Source organism: Streptomyces sp. NPDC048288 (genome assembly GCF_043201555.1).
Classification (GTDB): domain Bacteria; phylum Actinomycetota; class Actinomycetes; order Streptomycetales; family Streptomycetaceae; genus Streptomyces.
The window spans coordinates 121,543-142,246 of sequence record NZ_JBICZD010000011.1; the positions used below are offsets into that span (position 1 = coordinate 121,543).

General features: G+C 70.6%; 10 protein-coding genes. 5 read left to right on the forward strand and 5 right to left on the reverse strand.

Features of this window, described 5'->3' with window-relative positions; genetic code table 11:
* Position 1 precedes the first annotated feature (1 nt).
* Genes ACGFZS_RS34820 through ACGFZS_RS34830 form a run of 3 tightly spaced genes read right to left on the reverse strand, consistent with a single transcriptional unit; the run spans position 2 to position 9,871 of the window.
* Complete coding sequence (locus ACGFZS_RS34820) at positions 2-3,262, reverse strand: helicase-related protein (RefSeq protein WP_393798639.1); 3,261 nt, start codon at positions 3,260-3,262, stop codon at positions 2-4.
* Positions 3,255-5,177 (reverse strand): UvrD-helicase domain-containing protein, encoded by a 1,923-nt coding sequence (locus tag ACGFZS_RS34825; protein ID WP_393798640.1) that lies wholly within the window; start codon positions 5,175-5,177, stop codon positions 3,255-3,257. Before ACGFZS_RS34825 ends, ACGFZS_RS34820 begins: the two co-directional genes overlap by 8 nt.
* Positions 5,177-9,871, reverse strand: a complete 4,695-nt coding sequence (locus ACGFZS_RS34830; protein ID WP_393798445.1) for a DEAD/DEAH box helicase — start codon at positions 9,869-9,871, stop codon at positions 5,177-5,179. Before ACGFZS_RS34830 ends, ACGFZS_RS34825 begins: the two co-directional genes overlap by 1 nt.
* Positions 9,872-10,223: 352 nt before the next feature.
* On the opposite strand from ACGFZS_RS34830, the gene ACGFZS_RS34835 reads away from it, so the two are divergent.
* The 5 genes from ACGFZS_RS34835 (at position 10,224) to ACGFZS_RS34855 (ending at position 14,897) form a co-directional block, all read left to right on the forward strand.
* On the forward strand, positions 10,224-10,544 hold the full coding sequence (locus ACGFZS_RS34835; protein WP_393798446.1) for a hypothetical protein: 321 nt from the start codon (positions 10,224-10,226) through the stop codon (positions 10,542-10,544).
* A 653-nt stretch (positions 10,545-11,197) separates the two neighbouring features.
* Positions 11,198-12,007, forward strand: a complete 810-nt coding sequence (locus ACGFZS_RS34840) for an alpha/beta hydrolase (RefSeq protein WP_393798447.1) — start codon at positions 11,198-11,200, stop codon at positions 12,005-12,007.
* The gene (locus tag ACGFZS_RS34845; RefSeq protein ID WP_393798448.1) at positions 12,004-12,834 is read left to right on the forward strand and encodes an SDR family NAD(P)-dependent oxidoreductase; all 831 of its coding nucleotides are present in this window, start codon (positions 12,004-12,006) and stop codon (positions 12,832-12,834) included. Before ACGFZS_RS34840 ends, ACGFZS_RS34845 begins: the two co-directional genes overlap by 4 nt.
* A gap of 128 nt (positions 12,835-12,962) precedes the next feature.
* Positions 12,963-13,952 carry an alpha/beta fold hydrolase gene (locus ACGFZS_RS34850; protein ID WP_393798449.1) on the forward strand — a complete coding sequence of 330 codons (990 nt, stop codon included), beginning with the start codon at positions 12,963-12,965 and terminating at the stop codon, positions 13,950-13,952.
* 63 nt (positions 13,953-14,015) lie between these two features.
* Positions 14,016-14,897: an alpha/beta fold hydrolase gene (locus ACGFZS_RS34855; protein ID WP_393798450.1), complete on the forward strand. Its 882-nt coding sequence runs from the start codon at positions 14,016-14,018 to the stop codon at positions 14,895-14,897.
* A 15-nt stretch (positions 14,898-14,912) separates the two neighbouring features.
* On the opposite strand, the gene ACGFZS_RS34860 is transcribed toward ACGFZS_RS34855, so the two are convergent.
* The gene (locus ACGFZS_RS34860; RefSeq protein WP_393798451.1) at positions 14,913-17,696 is read right to left on the reverse strand and encodes an ATP-binding protein; all 2,784 of its coding nucleotides are present in this window, start codon (positions 17,694-17,696) and stop codon (positions 14,913-14,915) included.
* Between the two features lie 189 nt (positions 17,697-17,885).
* Entirely contained in the window at positions 17,886-20,600 is a 2,715-nt protein-coding gene (locus ACGFZS_RS34865) for an AAA family ATPase (protein ID WP_393798452.1), read from the reverse strand.
* Positions 20,601-20,704 lie beyond the last annotated feature (104 nt).

A 20,704-nucleotide genomic window follows, 5' to 3' on the forward strand; every position in this document is an offset into this window, starting at 1 on the left:
GTCAGGCCTCCAGATACAGGTCGGATTCGACGTCCACGTCGCGGAAACTCCACATGGTATCGATGGCTTCGGTCAGGTCGTCATCGTTGTGGGCGCGCAGCAGTGCAGTGTCCGCCTGGCGCTTCTCGCGGGGGCGTCGACGCCGGGGTGCCTCGTAGACCAGGTGTGGGTTGTCGGCAGCGTATGCGCACCAGTCCTCGATGATCCAGTCGATCTCTTGTGCCACGTGGTCGGCTTCGACCGGGTCGATGTTCCGGGCCCTCTCGACGAGCGCGTTTCTCAGATCGACGAGCCGGTCGGCGTAATTCTTGACGCTGCCTGCGGCCGTGTTGGGACGGGCGTCGGGGATGGTGAGGCGAGCGAGCCCGATGAATGCGGCGTGCAGGGCACGGTCGCGCGCTCGCGGCGAGAAGGGGGTGACACTGGTGGACTCGACCTGCCGGTAAAGGGCCGAGTGGTAGGGGACGAACCCCTCGTAGTGTGAACGGTCACGGGAGCGGGCCGAGTTGAAGAGAGTGACGACGAGCCCGGGATGCAGACGCCCCACGCGACTGGTCGCCTGGATGTACTCCGCGGTGGTCTGTGGCTGTCCCAGCACGGCCATGAGGCCCAGACGGTCCACGTCCACGCCCACGGAGATCATGTTGGTGGCCAAGACGATGTCGGAGGCGGTCTTGGGCCAGCCGGTCTCCAACTCCTTGAGTTTGTCGGGGATGCGGCTGGACGCCACGCGGCTGGTCAACTCGGTGAGCTGGTCCACCTCGCGTGCACGCCCCTTCGGCAGGCCGTCTGCGCTCGCCAGGAGCTCCAGACGCTGGTGGACGTCGTCTCGGACCTGTAGCTCCGCGGCGGCCAGTAGGCGAAGGCTGTTGAAGTAGCCGACCAGCGTCCAGTACGCGTCACGTGTGCACTCGTCGCCGTCGATGACGGCTGCGTGGTGCAGCAGCGCCGCGTAGGCGCGCACCAGCAGTGTGGCCTGGGAGGTGCCGGGGGCGAGGAGCCCGACGTAGCGGCGGGTGGCCTTCTTGTCCGCCGGCGTCTCGACGGCGAACCAGGAGTCGCGGGCGTCGAGGCCCGCGGGCGGGAACTGGGCCACCTCCGGTCGGTCGAAGAGGGCCTTTCCCTGCTCCTGGGCGCGACGGATGGTCGCCGTGGACGCGATGATCTTCGGGCGGTCGCAGGCCAGGTCGATCGCCGCCTCGTAGAGTCCGGCGAGGGTCCCGAGCGGTCCGGAGATGAGGTGCAGCTCGTCCTGGACGATCAGTTCCGGTGGCGGGGTCTCGAGGTGTTCGATGTCCTGGTTGAAGATCGCCGCCACCTGTTCGCGCCAAGCGATCTGAGCGAACTTGTCGGCCGTCGCGATCACCAGGGTGGGGTGGTGATGGTAGACGGCTTCGTCCACCAAGTGCACCGGCAGGCCCCGGTGGAATGCACAGCCGCCGTTCGGGCAGCGGATTGCCAGGCGTCGCTCCTGTGCCTCCACGGTGTAGGCGTGGTGGTCCAGTACGGTCCCGCACCAAGGGCAGGACCTGAGCTGCACGGGATTGGCTTCGTGGAGCTGTTTGCCTTCGGCCAGCCTGCGCAGGCCCGTCTCCGCGGACTTCTCCTTGTCCTGTTTGGTGGTCAGGTAGTTGGGGGTGGCGGCTTTGCCGACCCACATGCCGATGGAGATCGGCTCGTCCCCGAGGACCTCGGGTTCCTTGCGGCGCATGTTCTCCATGACGCAGATGAGTGCGGAGGCCCGTTCGAACTGCTGCAGTGTCAGGAGACGGAGCGTGTAGCGCATGAGCACGGTCACACCTGCACCCCGCTCCCCGAGGCGCAGGCGGCGTAGGAAGGTGGTGAAGGCGATGAGACCGAGGTAGGCCTCGGTCTTGCCACCGCCGGTGGGGAACCAGAGCAGGTCCGCGGTTTCGCGATCGGGGTGGTTGGGGTCGGTTATGCCGTCGAGGCACAGCAGGAGGAACCCGATCTGGAAGGGACGCCAGACTCCGTCTTCGACGGGCTCGCCGACCTTGTCCTTCTTGATCCACGAGGTGCGGGCTCGCTGGGTTGCCATGGCCCGGTTGGCCAGGCGGAAGGCACGCATGGCCTGAGGATCGCGCTCCAAAAGAGCGATACCCGAGTCCATGCGGCGCCGGGCCCGGTCGCACAGCTCGAGCTGTTGGTCGAGAACCCGCGCGAAGTCGGCATCCACGCGATGGTGGGCGCGCAGCGTCGAGGCGTCGATCCGGCGATCCGCGGTCCAGGCGCCGTAGGCGGTGGTCAGCCCTCGCAGAGCCCGGACGACGTCGATGTCGTCGGCGTCGGCCAGCCACCGCATGCCCAGCGAGTCCACATCGATGTCCGGGTTGGAATCGGTCAGCAGCACCTCGTGGGACGGCGCGAATTCGCTCCACACCGCTGACGTCGCGGCCGGTGCACAGTCCTGCGGCCGCAGGTCGCGCGGTGTGGGGGGCCGCCAATGCCAGTCCGCCGCGCAGCCGTGTCCGGTGGCGAAGTTGGGGGCGTGCCGGTGCAGCAGTCGGCTCAGGACCACCTCGTCGTCCGTACTGGGCGGCGCGGGCCGCTCAACCAGAGCCAGGGAGCCGTCGCCGGTCGCGACACGGATCTGTGTCTGGAAGAAGCAGAAGGTGTCCCGGATCTGCCCCGATGCGATCTCGTGGGTATTGACCAACGTCGCGGTCACGGCGACAACGCCCCGGGGAGCGTTGGGGCGGCGTACCCGTACACGTAGTTCGAGGCCGGGGGCGAGAGGGCGCGGTTCCTGCCGCAGCTCGGTGACGTTCACCGGCACGGACGGAAGGGACAGGGGGCGCCGCCGCCAGTACAGGTCCTGCTCATCGGTCGTGCGTCGTTCCGCACGCTCGGCCGTGGTGGGGACGCCAGCTTTGTCGACCGGGTCGTACACGGCGGCGGTGACAGTAACGGTGACGGTCTGACAGACCGCGGGGTCGACGGCGAAGGTCAGCCCCAGGGCCGAGGGCTTGCGGACGCTCGCCAGGGTGACGCCGGTGTCGGGGGTCTCGTCCATGGTCAGGGTGGAGTCGGCGTCTTCGTGGTCGAGTTCACGGGCCTCGGCGACGAGACCGTCCTTATCCCGAATGCGTGGGAACAGCACACCGAGGGCGTAACTGGTCACGGGCCAGTCGCCGATGGTCTCCGTCGAATCGGCGTCCGCCCCCGTGGGACCGAGGAGGTCGCGGCGCAGCCGCTTGACGAGTTCCTCCCTGAACCGATAGTGCTCGTGATGGTCATTCATGGCTGCCCTCCGACACGCCGGTGGTGTGGTCGTAGTGGAAGCGGCCCAGTCCGCCCAGGCGCGGGGCGAGCCAGACGCCGTGATCACCCAGCCCCGCAGCGCTGCCGGCGGCGGCGCTGCCCCTCACCGTCTCGGCGGACTCGATACGAACGCCGGTGATCTGACGGGGCCACGTGGACGGGCGATGTTTCGGCCCCTGGCGTTGATATCGGTGGAGGTCCTTCCGGAAGGAGTCCGACACCACCCCTATCGGGCGGTCGCCGGCGTGTATCAGATAGCCGGGCGACATGCCCCCGAAAGCGTCCCCCTCCTCGCCGGTGGGAGGCGTGGCGTCGATCCTGTCCAGGGTGACGGAGGTGCCGGCCGTCAGCTCCTCACGGAAGAGGCGCTGCAGGTCCCTCACGTCGCTGGTGAATCCGATCGTGCCCGCGGGGTGGGTGACGTGCACGTCCCCGCTCTTCATCTCGACGCCCCTGCGTTCCCATTTCTTCCAGCCGTAGCGACCCCACCGCCCGGTTACGGGGCAGCGACGCACCTGACGGACGTCGGGTGAGGGATGACGGTAAAGCTCCTCGCGCGGTCGGGTCATCGCGACGTACAGGGCCCGGATCTCCTCGGAGGCCAGGGTGGGGGAGTCGAAGCGTGCCGCATCCAGAGGGTCGGGGTCGACGACTAGGACGCGGTCGAACTCCAGTCCCTTCGCGCGGTGGAAGGTGGACACCATCAAGTGGTGTTCCGGCTGAGCTGTCAGCTCGTCCGGGAGCCGGTCGCCAGCCAGCGCGTCGCGCAGACGGTCGAGTACGACGGCGCGGCCGGTGGGGTCACCGAAGGACCCACGCAGCAGCCGCCACAGGCGGTCACCGTCGGGGACCGCGAGAAGCACGTGCCCGGCGTGCTGGAGATCGTCCCAGGCGCGGCGGGACAGCGAGGAGCCGTCGACTTCCCGCAACAGGGCCTCCAACCACACGGGGGCCGAGCGGTCCCGAGTGCCCCGGCGCAGCTGGTGATCGACGCCGAGCGTGTGCAGCTGCTCGGACAGGAGCAGCGCCTGGCCGTTGGTGCGGCACAACAGTGCGGTGGAGCGATCCGGGTCGTTCAACAGGTCCCGGAAGTAGGCTTCGTTGAGGTCGCCGAAGTCGTTGGTTGCCAGCAGCTCCTGACGGAGTTCCTCGTGAAGGGCCTCGGCGCCACTCGCGTCGAGATCACCACTGTGGCACACGCGGGCTTCGAACCGCAGAGCTGTGCGCGCCTGTTCCGTGCGGGCGCGGAAGTTTTGACTGAGCGTGAGGTGAACGAGGTCGTCACCGAACAGGGTGCGCAGAGAGCGGAAGAAGCGCCCCGGTTCTCGGACCAAGTCCTCCCTATTGCTGACCGAGAAGGCGTAGATCGCCTGCGCGGGGTCGCCGACGACGGTGAATCCACAGTCGAAGCGTTCCAGCAGATTCTCCACCAAGGTGCTGCGTCCTCCCGTCAGGTCCTGCACCTCGTCGACGACGACGTGGCGAAGGTCCTTTTCGAACAGGACGTCCGCCCGGCCGTCGGCGATCGCGTCGGCGGCCTGCTCGATGCGTTCATCGAAGGAGGTGCTGCGCCAGTCTGTTGCGGGATCGATCCGGGTGAGCACGTCCAGCGCCCAGGAGTCGAAGGTCGTGACCCTGACCTGTCGTGCCTCCTCACCGCCCTGCAGGAGGATCCGCTCTCTGAGTTCCCGCACGGCGGCCCGGGAGAAGCTCAGTACCAGGATCTCTCCTGCGCTCAGCCCTTCGTCATCCAAGAGGTGGTCCAGGCGTCGCACCAGCGTGAAGGTCTTGCCTGCTCCAGCTCCGGCCGTGACCAGGACCAACGCGTCGGCGGGCTGTTCCACGACGGCCGACTGCTCCGGAGTGAGAGGGCTGTTGGTTCCGTACGCATCCATCAGTAGGCCTCCTTCCACAGGTGCTCGAACTCCGTGTACGCCAGGGCACGGCCGAAGTTCTCGATGTTGTCGCGGACGTTGAGGATGAGGCACTCGGGCTCCCCGCCGTTGGCGGGGCCGCGCAGTCCACGACCGATCATCTGCACGTAGGTGTTGGGGCTGTAGGTGGGGCGCGCCACGACCACGGCACGGACCTTCGGCGCGTCGAAGCCCTGTGTGAGGACCCCGTAGTTCGTCAGGACCCGTATCTTGCCGTTGCGGAAGTCCTCGATGCGTTTGGCCCGGATGCTGGATCTGGTCTTCGACTCGATGAAGGCGGCCGAGACTCCGCGATCGTTGAGCAGCGCGGCGAGGACCTTGGAGTGTTCCACGGAGGTCGCGAAGACGAGGACGGGCCAGCCTTTGTCGAGCTTCTCGATCTCCGCCACGATGCGCTGGGTACGGGAGACGTCGTCGGCGAGTTCCTTGGTGATGTCGTCGGGAATGCGCATGCCGTTGTTCTGCAGGACCGTCTCGGCCTGGGCAGGCGACAGTGCGACGCGACCGCCGGGGAGCTCGCGCTGCTCCACCTTGGAGAGCACCCCGAGGCGTTGCAGGTGTCGGTGCGCCGCGTTCTCGTCGTCCCCGTCGAAGGCGCCAAAGTCAAGGCGGCGCTCACCGAAACGCTTGACCAGGCGTCGGGTCTCCTCGTCGTTACGGCCGCGATAGGCGGTCGCGGTCAGGCCTATCAGGGGGCGGGAGACCCGGTACTGATCGATGCCCAACAGATCCAGGATCTTGGTGTAGGTCTTGGGGATCGCGAAGTGTGCCTCGTCGATGATGACCGCCGCGGCGTAGCGCAGCCACGCGTACCGTTCGTCGGCCAGACGCTGGACGAGGGTGTCGTCGATGGCGACCACCAGGTGATGTCCGTCGCTGAACGGCTCGGGATGGTGGCCCTGACGCATGCGGCTGATGTGCAGCTTGGAGGCGGAACCGAGGTGCGGCCACAGGAACTCCCAGGTGGCGATTGCCTGCTCGCACAGCTCCTCACTCTGCGCGATCCACAGCACCGGTCCGACCAGGTGGCCGTCGCGCATGGCGCGGATGGTCGCCTCTGCCGCGACACGGGTCTTGCCGGCTCCGGTCGGCAGGCTGAGCATCGCCCGCTGCGGGGTGTCCTGGACCAGGAGGCGATACATGTTGGTTACGACCGTGATCTGATAGTCGTGCAGTTCGGCGAGGGTTCGAGGCCCCATGACGGCGAAGCTCGTGGGGGGTGGCGTGTCATCCGGGTCGCCGGCCCAGGACGCGGGGAAGCCGTAGGTGCGCAGGAACGCTCGAGTCCTGGACCCGCCCACCCACTGCGTGGGCGTGTCTTCGAATCCCGCCTCACGGAAGGCCGTGGCGAGGGTGCGCAGGACGTCGTCCCCGTAGGAGGCCATCACCAGGCGCGCGACACGCAGGTCGTCGGCCGGGGCGCCGCGCAGCTCCTCGTCGGTGATCAGCAGACCCGCGGGAAGCCGGTCGCGCAGACGGTCGACGCCGAGGGCCAACAGCAGTTTGCGGGCGACGTCGGGCTCCCGGCGCACCTCGACGAACTTCTCGTTCTCCCGGTCCTTGACCTGCTGCGCCAACAGGGCGTGGCAAGCGGCCTCGTCGAGGCGAAGGCCCAGCGCGGCGACAACCGCCATCAGCATCGACAGTTCGTCCTCGGGGCCGCACAGCAGGATGTCGGAGCCGGAACGCGTCTGGGTCAGCGGTTCTTCCTTCCGCCCATGGCTGGGGGTGGTCACCACGCGCACGAGCGAAGAGCATTGAACGATCCGAAGGTCCGTGTCGTGCGGGAGGCGCTGCTTGAGCCGCGGGTAGACGTCGAACAGAGGGGTTGGATCGCCGGCCGGTACGTGCTCGATCTCCTCCTTGATGGCGTCTTCGGCATCGGGCATCAGCCACAGCCTGCGCATGAGCTCGACGTCCGCCGCGGTCGGCGCGAGGAGCGCGGGCAACCGATGGGCCCTCAGGGAACGGTACTTGGCAGGATCGTGGGTCACATAGATGTCGCCGTCCGGCCGGGACGCCCACTCCTCACCGACGCGGCACCGGGTGTCCTCGTCGCTCGGCCAGGGGATATCGGCTTCGCCCTCCGCGGCCCGGGCGAGGAGGGCGTAGGCGCGACCGACGAGGACGTCGTCGTCGGTGGCGGCGAGGCGCTCGAACAGGACATGCCAGGCACCGGCCGGGACGTCACGGATCTGCGTGGCCAGACCCAGCGCCGCCGCGATCTCGGAGTCGACCTCGGCGACGGGAAGGAGGTCACCCTGCGCGCGCAGCTCGGGGGCGACCGACCCGGTGACGCGGTGCAGCCCCTGACTGGTGGGCAGGTGCGCCCTTTGCTGTATCAGCCACACGATGGGGGAGGCGACCGCGACCTGCGCACCCGTGTTCGGGCGGCGCACGGTCCAGGTGTGCGGGACGCCGTGGCGGGGCAGGGCGCGGACGTAGGCGGCGCGTCCCTCTTCGGAAAGATCCAACAGCAGTGCCAACGGCCCCGCGGTGTCGGAGCCCTCGACAACGATCGCCTTGGGACCGACGTGTCGGCCGGGAAGCGACTGGTTGAACTCGCCGAGCGCGTACTCGAAGTACCCGACGAACCACGCTGCCTCCTGGTCGACATGCGCAAGAGTCGGGATCTCCGAGGCCCCCAGATCCCTGAGCACCGCCATGTCCGGACCGTGGAAACGCGGATCGACGGCCGCGTGCGCGTCGCGCGACAGGTCCGAGGGGACAACGCGACCGGGCAGCAGGCACACGTTCAGAGGACGGAAGCGGCCATCGCAGCACCGTACGTGGATCGTCTCCCGGTAGCCCGGGCATCGGTCCCGGATCGCAGCCACCGTCGGGGCGCCACCGGCCTGGCGCGCAAGCTCCCAGAACTGGGCCCAGCCGCCCTCCGTGTACCCGGCGAAGCCGATGTCCAAGACGGCTTCCAGGCGGCCTACGGCGCTGGCCTCGGTAATGCCCAGGATGGACAGGGCCTTCGAAGCCTCCCGGTCGAGGGCGATCTCGGGATGCACGTACTTCTGACCGTCGTGAAGAGGTCCGGACGCCGTGACACGCCGGTACACGCCTCCCGGTTCGGGGACGTGGAATTCGCCGTCCTCGGTCAGCAGGATGCTTGCACGGGCGGCCTCCGCGGCGTGCCCAGAGCCCTTGGACTTCATGTCGGCGGCGATGACCAGAGCGAGGATGCTCGCCGCGGGAGTACCGTCCGACACCACCGCCTCGAGCCAGTCCTTGACGGACGCGGCGTGTCTGTCCGCCCGTTCCATGACGTCGCGCGCGCGTGAGCGACGCTCGCGGGCCTCGACGCTGTGATGCACCCAGTCCGCCGGACGACCGGGGTGTTCGGCCCACAGTCGCAGCCACTCCGGCTGCAGGTTCTCGGGGTGCAGGTGCAACTTCTTCGGCTCGCGCAGAGTACCTGTCTGGTCGGGAATGCACGCACGCACGACCGCCGCGTCCAGCACATCCGAGCTGAGCTGGCGGTCCGCCCACTGGACGGCCTCGCGTCCGCGGGCGGTCAGCAACGTGAGATACGAGCCGGGGTCGTCCGCCTCCACGAGCTTGGACACGGAATCGACGATCAGCTCCGCGGCCGCTCGGATCAGTTCGGTGTTGAAGGGGCTCGTCTGGAGGTTCTGGCGGTCGGGGTTGGTCTGCCAGGCCGCGTTCAGCACGCCGGTGAGGGTCGTGTTGTAGTGGGTGGGGAAAAAGGCCCAGAACTCGCCGCGTTCAGAGCGGTTCTTCACCCCCTTGCCGGGCACCGCCCAGGAGATGCGAATCGTCGGTCGACCGTGCTGGTCACCCGCCGCCTCCAGCGCCCGCGGCGAGGGCGAGTGATCGCGGGAGAACACCCGCCACTGCTCCGTGCGGATCTGCTTACCGTCCAGCTGCTCGCGGATGGTGTGGGCGTCGCCGGAGGCGTCCTGGTTGATGACGCGCAGGCGGTGACGGCCGCTTCGCGCGTCCTCGAGTATGACGGTGTCCACATGAGGGGAGAACAGCTGGAAGTGCACCGGGAAGTTGTGGAGATCACCGCCGAGCCGCTCAGCCGCACCCGGCTTCAACGGCAGCACTACGACCGTGGAGGCCCACTCCATCAACGTGTCGAGGCGGCGGTCTCGCTTGCGTTCCGCGACGTCGTCCAACACCTGGGCCATCCGAAGGACCGGCGTCTCCTGATCCTCCGGAACCGGCACGGTGGCCCGGATCAGTTGAGAGGACCACTGCTTGTCGAAACCAAAGCTACCGCTGGTGCTGAAGAAACGAGGGGTGTCACAGACACTGAGCACGGACTTCACGCCCACGCCGAAGCGCCCGATCTTCCCGCCGCGTTTGGCCGACGAACTCATGTGCAAAATCGTGTCCACGCCCTGCGGGGAAACGGGGGTACCGGTGTTGGCGCAGTACAGGTGAGTGTCCGTCAGGACGACCTGGATACGCCCCTCGCCCTCGTTCTGGATCTCGTCGGCGCCGTTCTGGACGAGTTCGTAGATCTGCCGGTCGCTGTAACCGCCCCTGAAAATATCGCGCTCCAGGTGCGCATGTTCCAGCACGTGCCGGTGGTCGGCTCGATAGACGTCGAGACTGCGTCGCGACAACTCGCCTACGGCTGTCAAGACATCAAGCAGATGGGACTCGAATTCCTGCATGGTGCGCGTGACTCCCTTTGACCCTGAAGCATCAGGGTCAGCATCGTGATCGATGAGTGTGCAACAGGAGCTGCGCACCGCATGCAGACGCAGACGACGCGCGCGGGGATCGCGGTTGCAGCGTCGCCTCTGAGGTACAGCGGCATCCTTTCGCTGGCCACAGTGGTTATGGGGGAGGCCCACAGTGAGCGAGTCAAGGTTAGAACTTGTGAAGCTTCAGCGACAAGACAGTGCATGAGATGCGTGCATTCATGTTGAAATTGATGGGCAGAGACACATGCACCCAGGATCACTATCAATGGTCTCGATTTAAGCCGTTCGTGGTTCGAGTAGGTGCAGGGTGATGGTGCGGGTGACGAGATGGGTTCGGGGGCCGTTAGAACTGCGGGTCGGCATCGAGTCCGAGACCGGCACCCTCGTCCGCAACCAGCTGACCATGGGGCCCGCCGGCGAGATGCCCCTGCCCCGCCCGGGCGTGTACGAGGGCTACGCATGGGGGGCCGGACGCGAAGCGACCTCCGCCTACTACGACGAGACTCTGACCAGCATCAGCGACGACTGGACCCCGGAGCAGATCCGGCAAGCCCGGAACCAGTGTCCCGCCAACGAACGCTACGTCCTTGACCTGGCCTTCGCGCGGGAGCCCGAACCGGACGACGAGGATGACGACTGACTGCCCGCGATCGCCGGACACGGGGACTCTTCGCGGAGAGGTGCGCCACGCCAAGCAACTCTGCTTGACACAGAGAGGCAGAGACAACGGTCAGGGATTCGGTGCCCGCTGTCACTGCCCGAGTCGGCAACCGGAGCCCCTTCAGCAAGGCTGCAAAAAGGGATCGGTTTCACCGTGCGGACGGCGACGGAAGCATGAAGGGCCGCCAGGAAGACAGGACCGCCCTATCCGGCGAGCGGCGCGCGGCGCGCGAGGGCACTAACCCCCGCGCCTCACGCGCACCCATCGTCCCCAACGGGAACGTTTGGCCATGGCCAAACCGGATGCCGCACAGCGTCATCCAGCGTCATCACCTGTCACCCGTACGCCCGGATTTGCCCACCTGCACAGCAAAGACGCAGGTCACGATAGCGATACGAAACAGGTTCGAGTCCCGTCACTCACCCTTGCATGAAAGGCCCCCGGCCTGCGGAGACGCGGACCGGGGGCCTTTTTCGTCGCTCGTGTGAAGGCCTCGATTCCCGTTCGTGTCATACGAGTTGTGGGCTTCTGTGCGGGCGTCCCGCTGGGGTGTCTCCCCGGTGCGAAGGGGCCGGGGTTTCCGGTTTCGTGTACATGCCGGGTCAGGACACCGACACAAGAGAGGCCCAGCCATGACCGTTCCCGTTCCCGTGGTCTTCGTTCACGGACTCTGGCTGCACAGCACCTCCTGGCAGCCGTGGATCGATCTGTTCCGCGCGGAGGGCTACGACCCGTCCGCGCCCGGGTGGCCCGGGGACCCCGACACCGTCGAGGAGGCGCGGCAGAACCCGGAGAGCGTCGCCGGCTACGGCATCGACGACGTCGTCGAGCACTACGCGGCCCTGATCGAGGCGCTGCCCGTGCGGCCCGTCGTGATCGGCCACTCCTTCGGCGGGATGATCGCGCAGAAGCTGCTCGGCCAGGACCGCGCCGCCGCGGCGGTCGCGATCGACGCCGCGCAGATCAAGGGCGTGCTGCCGCTGCCGCTGTCCGCGCTGAAGGCGACGTTCCCGGTCTTCAAGAACCCGGCCAACAAGCGCCGGTCGGTCACGCTGACCGCCGAGCAGTTCCGGTTCGCCTTCGGCAACGCCGTCGCGGAGGAGGAATCGGCGGCCCTGTACGAGCGGTGGACCATCCCCGCGCCGGGCAAGCCGCTGTACGAGGCCGCCTCCGCCAACTTCAACCCCCACTCGCCGGCGAAGGTCGACACGGAGAACAGCGGACGCGGCCCGCTGCTGCTCGTCTCCGGCGGCAAGGACCACACGGTGCCCGAGGTCGTCACCCGGGCCACCCTCAAGCAGTACCGGCACTCCGAGGCCGTCACCGACATCATCAACTTCCCCGACCGCGGGCACTCCCTGACCATCGACGGCGGCTGGCGCGAGGTCGCGGACACCGTTCTTAGCTGGCTGCGGCGGCAGAGTGTGGAGACCGGGCGATGAGTTCCGGTGCGTCCCGGACCGTCGGATCGTCCGGCGCGGACGCGGGCCTGGCCGGGCGGACCGTCGTGGTCACCGGGGCCGGGCGGGGCATCGGGCTGGCCGTGGTCGAGGCCTTTCTCGCGGCCGACTCCCGGGTCGTCGCGGGGTCGAGGGAACGCACCGAGGCCCTCGACGCGCACGTGAAGCAGGGTGCCGAACTCACCGTCGTGGAGGTCGACCTCGCGACGCCCGACGGTCCGGCGGCGCTGGTCGCCGAGGCCGTCGCGCTCCACGGCGGTGTCGATGTCCTGGTGAACAACGTCGGAGCGGTACGGCCCCGGGTGGACGGCTTCCTGGGGGTGACCGACGAGGACTGGGAGTGGACGTTCACGGTCAACCTCATGGCCGCCGTCCGCGCGACCCGGGCCGCCCTGCCGTACCTCCTCGCCACCGGCGCGGGGCGGGTGGTCACCGTCTCCTCGGTCAACGCCCGGCTGCCCGACCCGCTGGTCATCGACTACGGCGCGGCGAAGGCGGCGCTGACCAACTTCTGCAAGGCCCTGTCCAAGGAGGTCGGGCCACACGGTGTGCGGGTCAACACCATCGGTCCCGGCCCGGTGGAGACGGCGCTGTGGCAGGGCGTCGGCGGTGTCGCCGCCACGGTCGGCGGGGCCCGGGGTGTCGACCCCCGGGAGGTGGCCCGCGGCGCGGCGGACCAGACGGTGACCGGCCGCTTCACCCGGCCGTCCGAGGTCGCCGATCTCGTGGTCTACCTCGCCGGTCCGCAGGCGGCGAACATCACCGGCGCCGACTTCGTCATCGACGGCGGCCTCGTCGAATCCCTCTGACCGGCCGTCACGACTCCCTCTGACCGGCCGTCACGGCTCCTTCTGACCGGCCGTCACGACAGGGCGGGCGCCGCGTGTTCCGTGCCGCGCCTTTCCTGCCTCCCCCCGCGCATTCCCTGGAGAGATCAGTGAGATTACGTCTGTCCGGATCCCGCCCCCTGGCGGCCGCGGCCCTCGCCCTGGCCGTCTGCCTCGGCGCGACCACGCTCACGGCCTCGGCCTCGGCCAAGCCGGTGTCTCCGGCCGGTGAGCGGATGCCCGCCGGCTTCAGCGAACACCGGACCCGGGTCGCCGGGACCGGCATCGACTACGTCATCGGCGGCCACGGCCCGACCCTGGTCCTGATCCACGGCTACCCCCAGACCTGGTACGAGTGGCACGGCATCATGCCCGCGCTCGCCGAGCACTACACGGTCATCGCGCCGGACCTGCCCGGCGCGGGCCGCAGCGACGCCCCCGCGTCCGGCTACGACAAGAAGACCATGGCCGCCACGCTGCACGCGCTCCTGGTGTCGCTCGGCAAGGACCGGGACGTGAACGTCGTAGGCCATGACATCGGCACCATGGTCGCGTACGCCTATGCCGCGCAGTATCCGCGCAGTGTCAGCAAGCTTGTGCTCAGCGAGGCGCCGATCCCGGACGCGGGCCTCTACGAGTTCCCGTCGCTGACGGCCCAGGGCCCCGGGGCGTGGCACTTCGGTTTCTTCTCCTTGCGGACCGGCCTCCCGGAGAGCCTGGTCCGGGGCCGCGAGCTGACCTGGACGACCGGCTTCATGCGGGGCATCGCGGTGCACAAGGACGCCCTGGCCCCGGAGGACCTGCGGGTCTTCGCCTCCTACCTGCGCGACTACGCCCACCTGGAGGCGAGCTTCGCCTGGTTCCGGACGTTCCCGCAGGACATCGCCGACAACGCGCGGTTCGGGAAGAAGCCCCTGACCATGCCGGTGCTCGCGATCGGCGCCGACGGCAGCCTCGGCGCGTCGGTCGCGCGGCAGGTGCGGCACTACGCCACCCACGTCACCCCGGCCGTCGTCGCCGACTCCGGCCACTGGATCTACGAGGAGCACCCGGAGGAGACGACCGCCATGCTGCTGCGTTTCCTGGGCACCCACCGATGACGAGAAGGCGACGATGACGAGGAGGCGGGGGTGACGGGGATGACGGGATCAGGCGCCCTGGGGATGACGGATCACGACGGAGTCCCGTTGGTCCACGGGCGGCCGCGGGTCAACGGGGTCGATCTGCACTGTGCGACGGGCGGCAGCGGCGAGCCGGTCGTCCTGATCCACGGCGTGCCGAAGACCATGTTCTTCTGGCGCCACGTCATCCCGCTGCTCACCCCGCACCACACGGTCGTCGCGGTGGACCTGCGCGGATTCGGCGGCTCCGGACGCCCGGCGACCGGGTACGACACGCGGACCCTGGCCGCCGACGTCGCCGCGCTCATGGCGACGCTGGGACACGACCGGTACCGCGTGGTGGGCGAGGACTGGGGTGCGGCCGTCGCCTACGCCGTCGCGGCCTTCCACCGCCCGAAGGTCGTCCAGCTCGTCTTCCAGGAGACGAGACTGCCCGGCCTCCCCGTGCCCGCCCTCGGGCCGCTCGACGCCGAGGATCCCCGCACCGGCTGGCATCGCACGCTGTTCGGCCTGCCGCACTACCCCGAACTGCTGATCACCGGCCGGGAGCGGGCCTTCTGGACGTACTTCATGCGGCGGATCATGTGGGACCCGAGCGCGTACACGGCCGCCGACGAGGACGAGTACACCCGAGGGCTCGAAGAACCGGGCGGCAACCACGCGGTGTTCGAGCTGTACCGGGCGACGGAGACCGACGCCGAGCAGAACCGGGCGCAGTTCGCCGTCCCGCTGGAATGCCCGGTGCTGGCCGTCGGGGGGCGCGCCTACCTCGCCGCGGAGCCCGGGGAGCAGATGGCCCGGGTCGCGGTCGACGTGACGCCTGTGGTGATCGAACGGGCGGGGCACAACATCCCGTTGGAGGCACCCGCCGAACTCGCGCGCCGCTACCTCGACTTCTTCGCGGCCGGGACGGCGGCCGCCTGAACGAGGACCGCGGCGTCATTCCGCGGGCGCCGGGCCCGGTTCGCCGATCGCGCGGGGGATCTGTCGGCGGGAGGTGATGCCGAGTTTGCGGAACACCTTGTTCAGATGGAACTCGACGGTCGAGGCGGTGACGAACAGCCGCGTCGCGATCTCCGTGTTGGTCAGCCCCGCGGCGGCCATGGAGGCCACCTGCCGTTCCCTCGGCGTGAGATCGAACCTGGCCTCGTCGGTGCGCCTGCGGGCCTTCTCGCCGGTGGCCAGCAGCTCGGTCCGGGCCCGCTCGGCGTACGGTGCCGCGCCGAAGGCCTCGAAGCTCTCGTACGCGGCGCGCAGGTGCTTCCTGGCGTCGGAACGCCGTTTGCGGCGGCGCAGCCACTCGCCGAACAGGAGCCGGGTCCGGGCCAGTTCGAGGGCCAGCGGCTGCTGTCCGAGCAGGTCGACGGACTCCTCGTAGAACTTCCGGGCGTAGTCGCCGTCGGCCGTCAGGGCCCGGCCGAGGGCCAGGGCGCCCAGCGCCCAGGGGGTACCGGCGAGCGGGGCCCGTTCCTCCAGCCGCGCCAGGGCTCCGCGCACGCCGGCCCGGTCGCCGGTGCGCACGCCGGCCTCGACGAGCAGCGGCAGCACGAGGTTGCCGCAGGCCGGGGGGTCGGCGTCGAAGACGGCTCGGGCGTGCTCCGTCGCCTGCCGGTAGTGGCCGCGTCCCAGCTCGAAGAGGGCCAGCGCGTGCCGCGCCAGCAGCTGGTGCAGGCCGAGGCCGATGGTCCGCAGCTCCGCGGTCCGCCGCACCGCGGCCCGCAGCTCGGCCTCTTGGCCGGTCAGGGCGAACAGGTGGAGCCGGTTGATGTCGCCGCCGCCGGGGAAGCCGGTGTCGGCCGCGATGACGTCGAACTCGGCGAAGCGGACCTCCGCTTCCCTGAACCGGCCGTCCCAGAGGAGGTGGCGCGCCTCGGCGAGCAGGGCGATGCCCAGGGCGTAGAGCGCTCCCGTCTCGCGGTTCGCCGCCGCCAGCCGGCCGGTGAGTTCGCGCCCGGCCCGGACGTCCCACAGGTCGTCGCAGGCCATGGACATCATCACCGCGAACGGGCTGTGCGCGTCCTCGATCCGGTCGCCGCCCCGCAGCCCGTCCAGAGCCGCGCGCAGCACGGGGGTGCTGTGCTCGTAGCCCTGGGCCACGCGGCGGGCCAGACCCTCCATCAGCAGGTCGCGGCCGCGCGCGGCGGGGTCCGGGTCGTGCCGGGCGGCGACGGCGGCGGCCGCGACCTCGCCCAGCGACGTGCCCCGTGTGCAGTCGTGGGCGACCAGCGCGGCGTGCAACGCCTCGCAGAGCAGTTCCCAGGTCAGTCCCGGGTCCCGCGTGTCCAGCCCGGTCACGGCGTCCATCAGCATCGCGGGGATGTCGGCGACGACGATCTGGAGCATCTGTGCGGTCGCCCGCGTCCGCAGTTCGCGCATCCGCATCACCGGGCCGCGGATGTCGGCGCCGGCCAGGTCCATCGCGGTGCCCGCCGCCGACGCGTCGCCGGACAGCAGATGGGCCTGGGCCGCGTCGAGCAGGCGCTCGGCCCGTTTGTCCGGGTCCCCGGTGAACTCGGCGGCGCGCGACAGGAACAGGGCCTGCTGGGAGTAGCCGCCGCGGGAGCGGGCCCGCTCGGAGGCGGCCTCCAGGTCGTCGGCGACTCCGTCGTCCACGCCCTCGGCGGCCTCGGCCCGGTGCCAGGCGCGGCGGTCGGCGTCCCGCACGGCGTCGCAGACGGCGGCCAGGGCCGCGTGCACCCGGCGGCGCTCGCCGGGTTCGGCTCCGGCGTAGACCGTCGAGCGGATCAGGGGATGCCGGAAGGCCGTCGGCGTGTCCCGGCCGAGGATTCCCGCGGCGACGGCCGGCCGGGCGGCGCGGGCGGACAGGCCCAGCCGCCCGGCGGCCCGCCACATCGTCCCCGTGTCGTCCGAGGGGGCCGCCGCCAGCAGCAGCAACAGGGTTCCGGTCTCCGGCGGGAGGGCTCGGACCAGGCGCCGGAAGTGGCTCTCCAGGAGCCGGCCCACCGGCAGCGGCTCGGGCAGCGGGGCGATACCGGACAGCTGCTCGGCGGCCAGGGCGTCGGTCAGCTCCAGCAGTGCGAGGGGATTGCCGCCGGTACCGGCGACGATCCGGTCGGCCACCGTGGTGTCCACCCGCCCGGCGCCGAGGGAGAGCAGTTCCCTCGCCTCCGGCTCCGGCAGGCCGGTCACCGCGTGCGTGTCCAGCGCGTCGAACAGGCCGTTGTCGCCGAGCCCGTCGCGGACGGCGATGATCAGGCCCAGGGAGTCGGCGTGTAGTCGGCGGGCGGTGAACGCGAGCGCCTCGGCCGACTCCCGGTCCAGCCAGTGCGCGTCGTCCAGCAGGAACAGCAGCGGCTGCTCGGCGGCGGCCTCGGACAGCAGCGTCAGCGTCGCGAGACCGACCAGATAGCGGTCCGCGGGCGGCCCCGGAACCAGTCCCAGGGCGGCGTCCAGCGCGGCCCGCTGCGGTCCGGGCAGCCGGTCCGCCCGGTTCAGGAACGGCCGCAGCAGCCGGTGCAGCGCGCCGAAGCCGAGTCCGGTCTCGGACTCGACCGCGGTCAGCCGGACCACCCGCAGTTCCGCGGCCCGGTCGGCGGCGTGCTCCAGGAGCCGGGTCTTGCCGATCCCGGGTTCGCCGGTCAGGACGAGGGCTCCGCTGAGGCCGTCGCGCACCGCGTCGAGCAGCCGCCCGATGGCCTCGCGTTCGGTGTGGCGGCCGACCATCGGCGGTCCGGATGCCTGCTGGACGCCGTTCCACACCATGGGACCGCTCCCCCTTGTCGATGTCCTGGCAGCCGCTGTCCTGGCAGCCGCTGTCCTGGCAGTGGCAGTCCTGGCAGTCGCAGTCCTGGCAGTCGCAGTCCTGACGCTGTCCTGACATGGGGAACGCTAGGAACACCGGGCCGGTGGAAGCGAGCGTCATGTGACGGTGGTCTGCCGGTCCGGTGCCGGTCAGCGCAGTGCGCTGACCACCGTCCGCAGCTCGGCGCGCGAGACCACGCCCAGCTTGGGGAAGATCCGGTGGAGATGCGAGCTGACGGTGCGGTGGGACAGGTAGAGCCGCTGGCCTATCTCGCGGTTGGTCAGCCCGTCGGCGGCGAGCCGGACGATCTGCAGTTCGTGGGCGGTCAGCCGGTCCCGGGCGTCCGGGGCCCGGCGGCGGCTGGTCTCGCCCGCGGCGCGCAGTTCCCGGCGGGCCCGTTCCCCCCAGGGGATCGCGCCGAGCGCGTCGAACATGTCTCGGGCGGCCCGCAGATGGTCGCGGGACTCGACGCTGCGCCGCCGGCGGCGGAGCCATTCGCCGTAGGCCAGGTGGGTGCGGGCCCTGGTCAGCGGCCAGGCGCTGAGGTCGGTGCCCAGCGCGGCCGTGAACAGCGGGTCGGCGTCCTCGTCGGCGGCCAGCAGCGCCCGGACCAGCCGCAGATCGGCGTGGAGCACGGGCGCGGAGGTGACCGTGGCGATCTCCTCCAGCTCCGTGACGACGGGCCGTACGGCTTCCCGCCGCCCGCAGTGCGTCGCCGCGTCGACGAGGTCGGCCACGGTCGTCAGCCGCAGGGACACCTGGAACGCGGGGTCCGCCGGATCGTGCAGCCGGCGGAAGTGCCCGAAGGCCTCCTCGAACCGCCCCGCGCCCAGCGCGGCCAGCCCGCGTGCGGTCGTCGCGGTGGCCAGCACCGGACGGGCCCCGGCCGGCAGCCCGGTCTCCTCCGCCTCCTCGGCCAGTCCCAGGGCGGACTCCTCCTCGCCGCGCAGCGCGGCCAGCTTGGCGGCGGTGGCGGTCATCAGCGCGTACATCATCGGCTGGCTGGTCTCGCGCGCCAGTCTTCGTGACTCCTCGGTCGCGGTGATCGCCGCGCCGAGGTCGCCGACCACGAGCGCGCTCCACGCGTCCGCGCCGACCGTCCGGGCCAGCAGTCCCAGGCGTCCCTGGGCCCGCAGCGGCGCGCCGCCGGCCGCCGAGAAGGCCCGCGCCAGATCGAAGCCGCCGACGAGGAGCGAGGCGGTGCTGAGCATGCGGTAGGCGCGGCCGCCGTCTCCCTCCCGCAGGGCGACGTGCCGGGCGCGGTCCAGGACGAAGGCGCCGCGCTCGACCGGCGCGGCGTAGGCGCAGATGGCCAGCCGCCAGGGATCGAGTTCGTCCAGCTCCATCCGCTCCACGGCCCGCAGGACCGTACGGCGCCCGGCCGGGCCCGGGTCGGACCAGAAGCACAGCTGCGCGGCGCTCCACAGGATCCGCAGCGCGAGCGCCCGGTCCTCCGCGGCCATCTCCTCGGCGAGTGCCGTCAGGGAGTTGGCGCCGGAGGAGTGGCTGTGCAACCCCTCGTCGAAGCGGCCGCGCAGCCAGACGACCGTGGCGTGCTGGCGCCGCGACAGCGGCCCGGTGAGCGCCTGGCCCAGCAGCCGGGTCACGGTCTCGGGCCGGCCGAGCTCGACGGCGAAGTCCGCGGCCCGCAGCAGCCGTTCCGCCCGGCGGTCGGCGTCCTCGCTGAGCGCGGCGGCCTGTTCGAGGGTGGTGACGGCCGCCGCGATGCCGCCCCGGCGGGCGGCCCGGTGCGCGGCGTCCTCCAACGCGGTGGCGACCGACTCGTCCGGGTCGTCGGCCGCGGCGGCCTGGTGGCGCAGCCGCCGGTCCGGATGGTCGTCGAGTACGGCGGCGAGTGCGGCGTGCGCGGCGTGGCGGACGGCGGTGGGCATGGTCTGGCGGATCGCCGAGCGCATCAGCGGGTGCCCGAACCGCAGTTCCGTACCGGCGACCTGGACGAGCCGGGCGCGTACGGCCGGGTCGAGTTCGGCGGTTCCGGCGGTGCGGCCGGTGAGCTGCCGGGTCGCGCGGTAGATCTCGGGGAGGGACGGGCTGTCGTCGAGGGCGGCGATCCGCAGCAGGCTGCGGGTGACGTCGGGCAGGGTCTCCAGGCGGTCGGTGAAGGCCCGTTCGAGCCGCTCGGTGAGGGGCAGTTGGGTGATGTGCGGGTCGGGCGAGGCGCCGAGGGTGCGGGAGAGCTCGGTCAGGGCCAGGGGGTTCCCGGCGGCCTCGGCCAGCAGCCGGCGATGCGCGGTCGGCCGTAGATCGGGGGCACGGTCCGCGAGGAGTTCCGCGGCCTGGCCGTCGGTGAGCGGGCCCAGGGTCACGGAGGTGAGTTCGTCGGAGTTCAGACGCGACCGGTAGCCGTCGCGTGCGGCTCCCACGACGACCACCGGCTCGGTGCCGATCCTGCGGGCCACGAAGGCCAGGACGCTGGCGGTGGCGTCGTCGAGCCACTGGACGTCGTCGACCAGAACCAGCACCGGCGCGGCCGCGGCCGCGTCGGCCAGCAGGTTGAGGACCGCCAGGCCGACCAGGAAGACGTCGGGGACGGCGGCCCCCGCGTGCCCGAGCGCGGTGTCCAGGGCCTGCCGGTGCGGCGCGGCGAGCCCGGCGGCGGCCGCGGCCAGCGGGCGCAGGACGAGTTGCAGACCGGCGTAGGGGATGTCGCTCTCGGCCTCGACGCCGCTGGTGCGCAGGACCCGGTGGCCGAGCCCCTCGGCGAGGGCGGCGGTCTCGGCGAGCAGCGCGGTCTTCCCGATGCCGGGCGCCCCGCGGACCAGCACCGCGCTCCCGTGGCTGCGCGGCTCGGCCAGCAGCCGGCGCAGCAGCTCCAGCTGATCGTCCCGACCGATGAGCTCCACGTTCCCCCCATCAGCCGGGCCACCGGACTCGGTCTGCCTGGAGGGTCAGACTACTGCGCCGTGGACCGCGCCGGGCGGGCCGAGCCACCCATTGTGGATTGACT

Bases quoted from the DNA above. Each gene is read 5' to 3' on its own strand.
- ACGFZS_RS34845 (WP_393798448.1), top strand. From the start codon at position 12,004: ATGAGTTCCGGTGCGTCCCGGACCGTCGGATCGTCCGGCGCGGACGCG.
- ACGFZS_RS34840 (WP_393798447.1), top strand. From the start codon at position 11,198: ATGACCGTTCCCGTTCCCGTGGTCTTCGTTCACGGACTCTGGCTGCAC.
- ACGFZS_RS34830 (WP_393798445.1), bottom strand. From the start codon at position 9,871: ATGCAGGAATTCGAGTCCCATCTGCTTGATGTCTTGACAGCCGTAGGC.
- ACGFZS_RS34825 (WP_393798640.1), bottom strand. From the start codon at position 5,177: ATGGATGCGTACGGAACCAACAGCCCTCTCACTCCGGAGCAGTCGGCC.
- ACGFZS_RS34855 (WP_393798450.1), top strand. From the start codon at position 14,016: ATGACGGATCACGACGGAGTCCCGTTGGTCCACGGGCGGCCGCGGGTC.
- ACGFZS_RS34860 (WP_393798451.1), bottom strand. From the start codon at position 17,696: ATGGTGTGGAACGGCGTCCAGCAGGCATCCGGACCGCCGATGGTCGGC.
- ACGFZS_RS34820 (WP_393798639.1), bottom strand. From the start codon at position 3,262: ATGAATGACCATCACGAGCACTATCGGTTCAGGGAGGAACTCGTCAAG.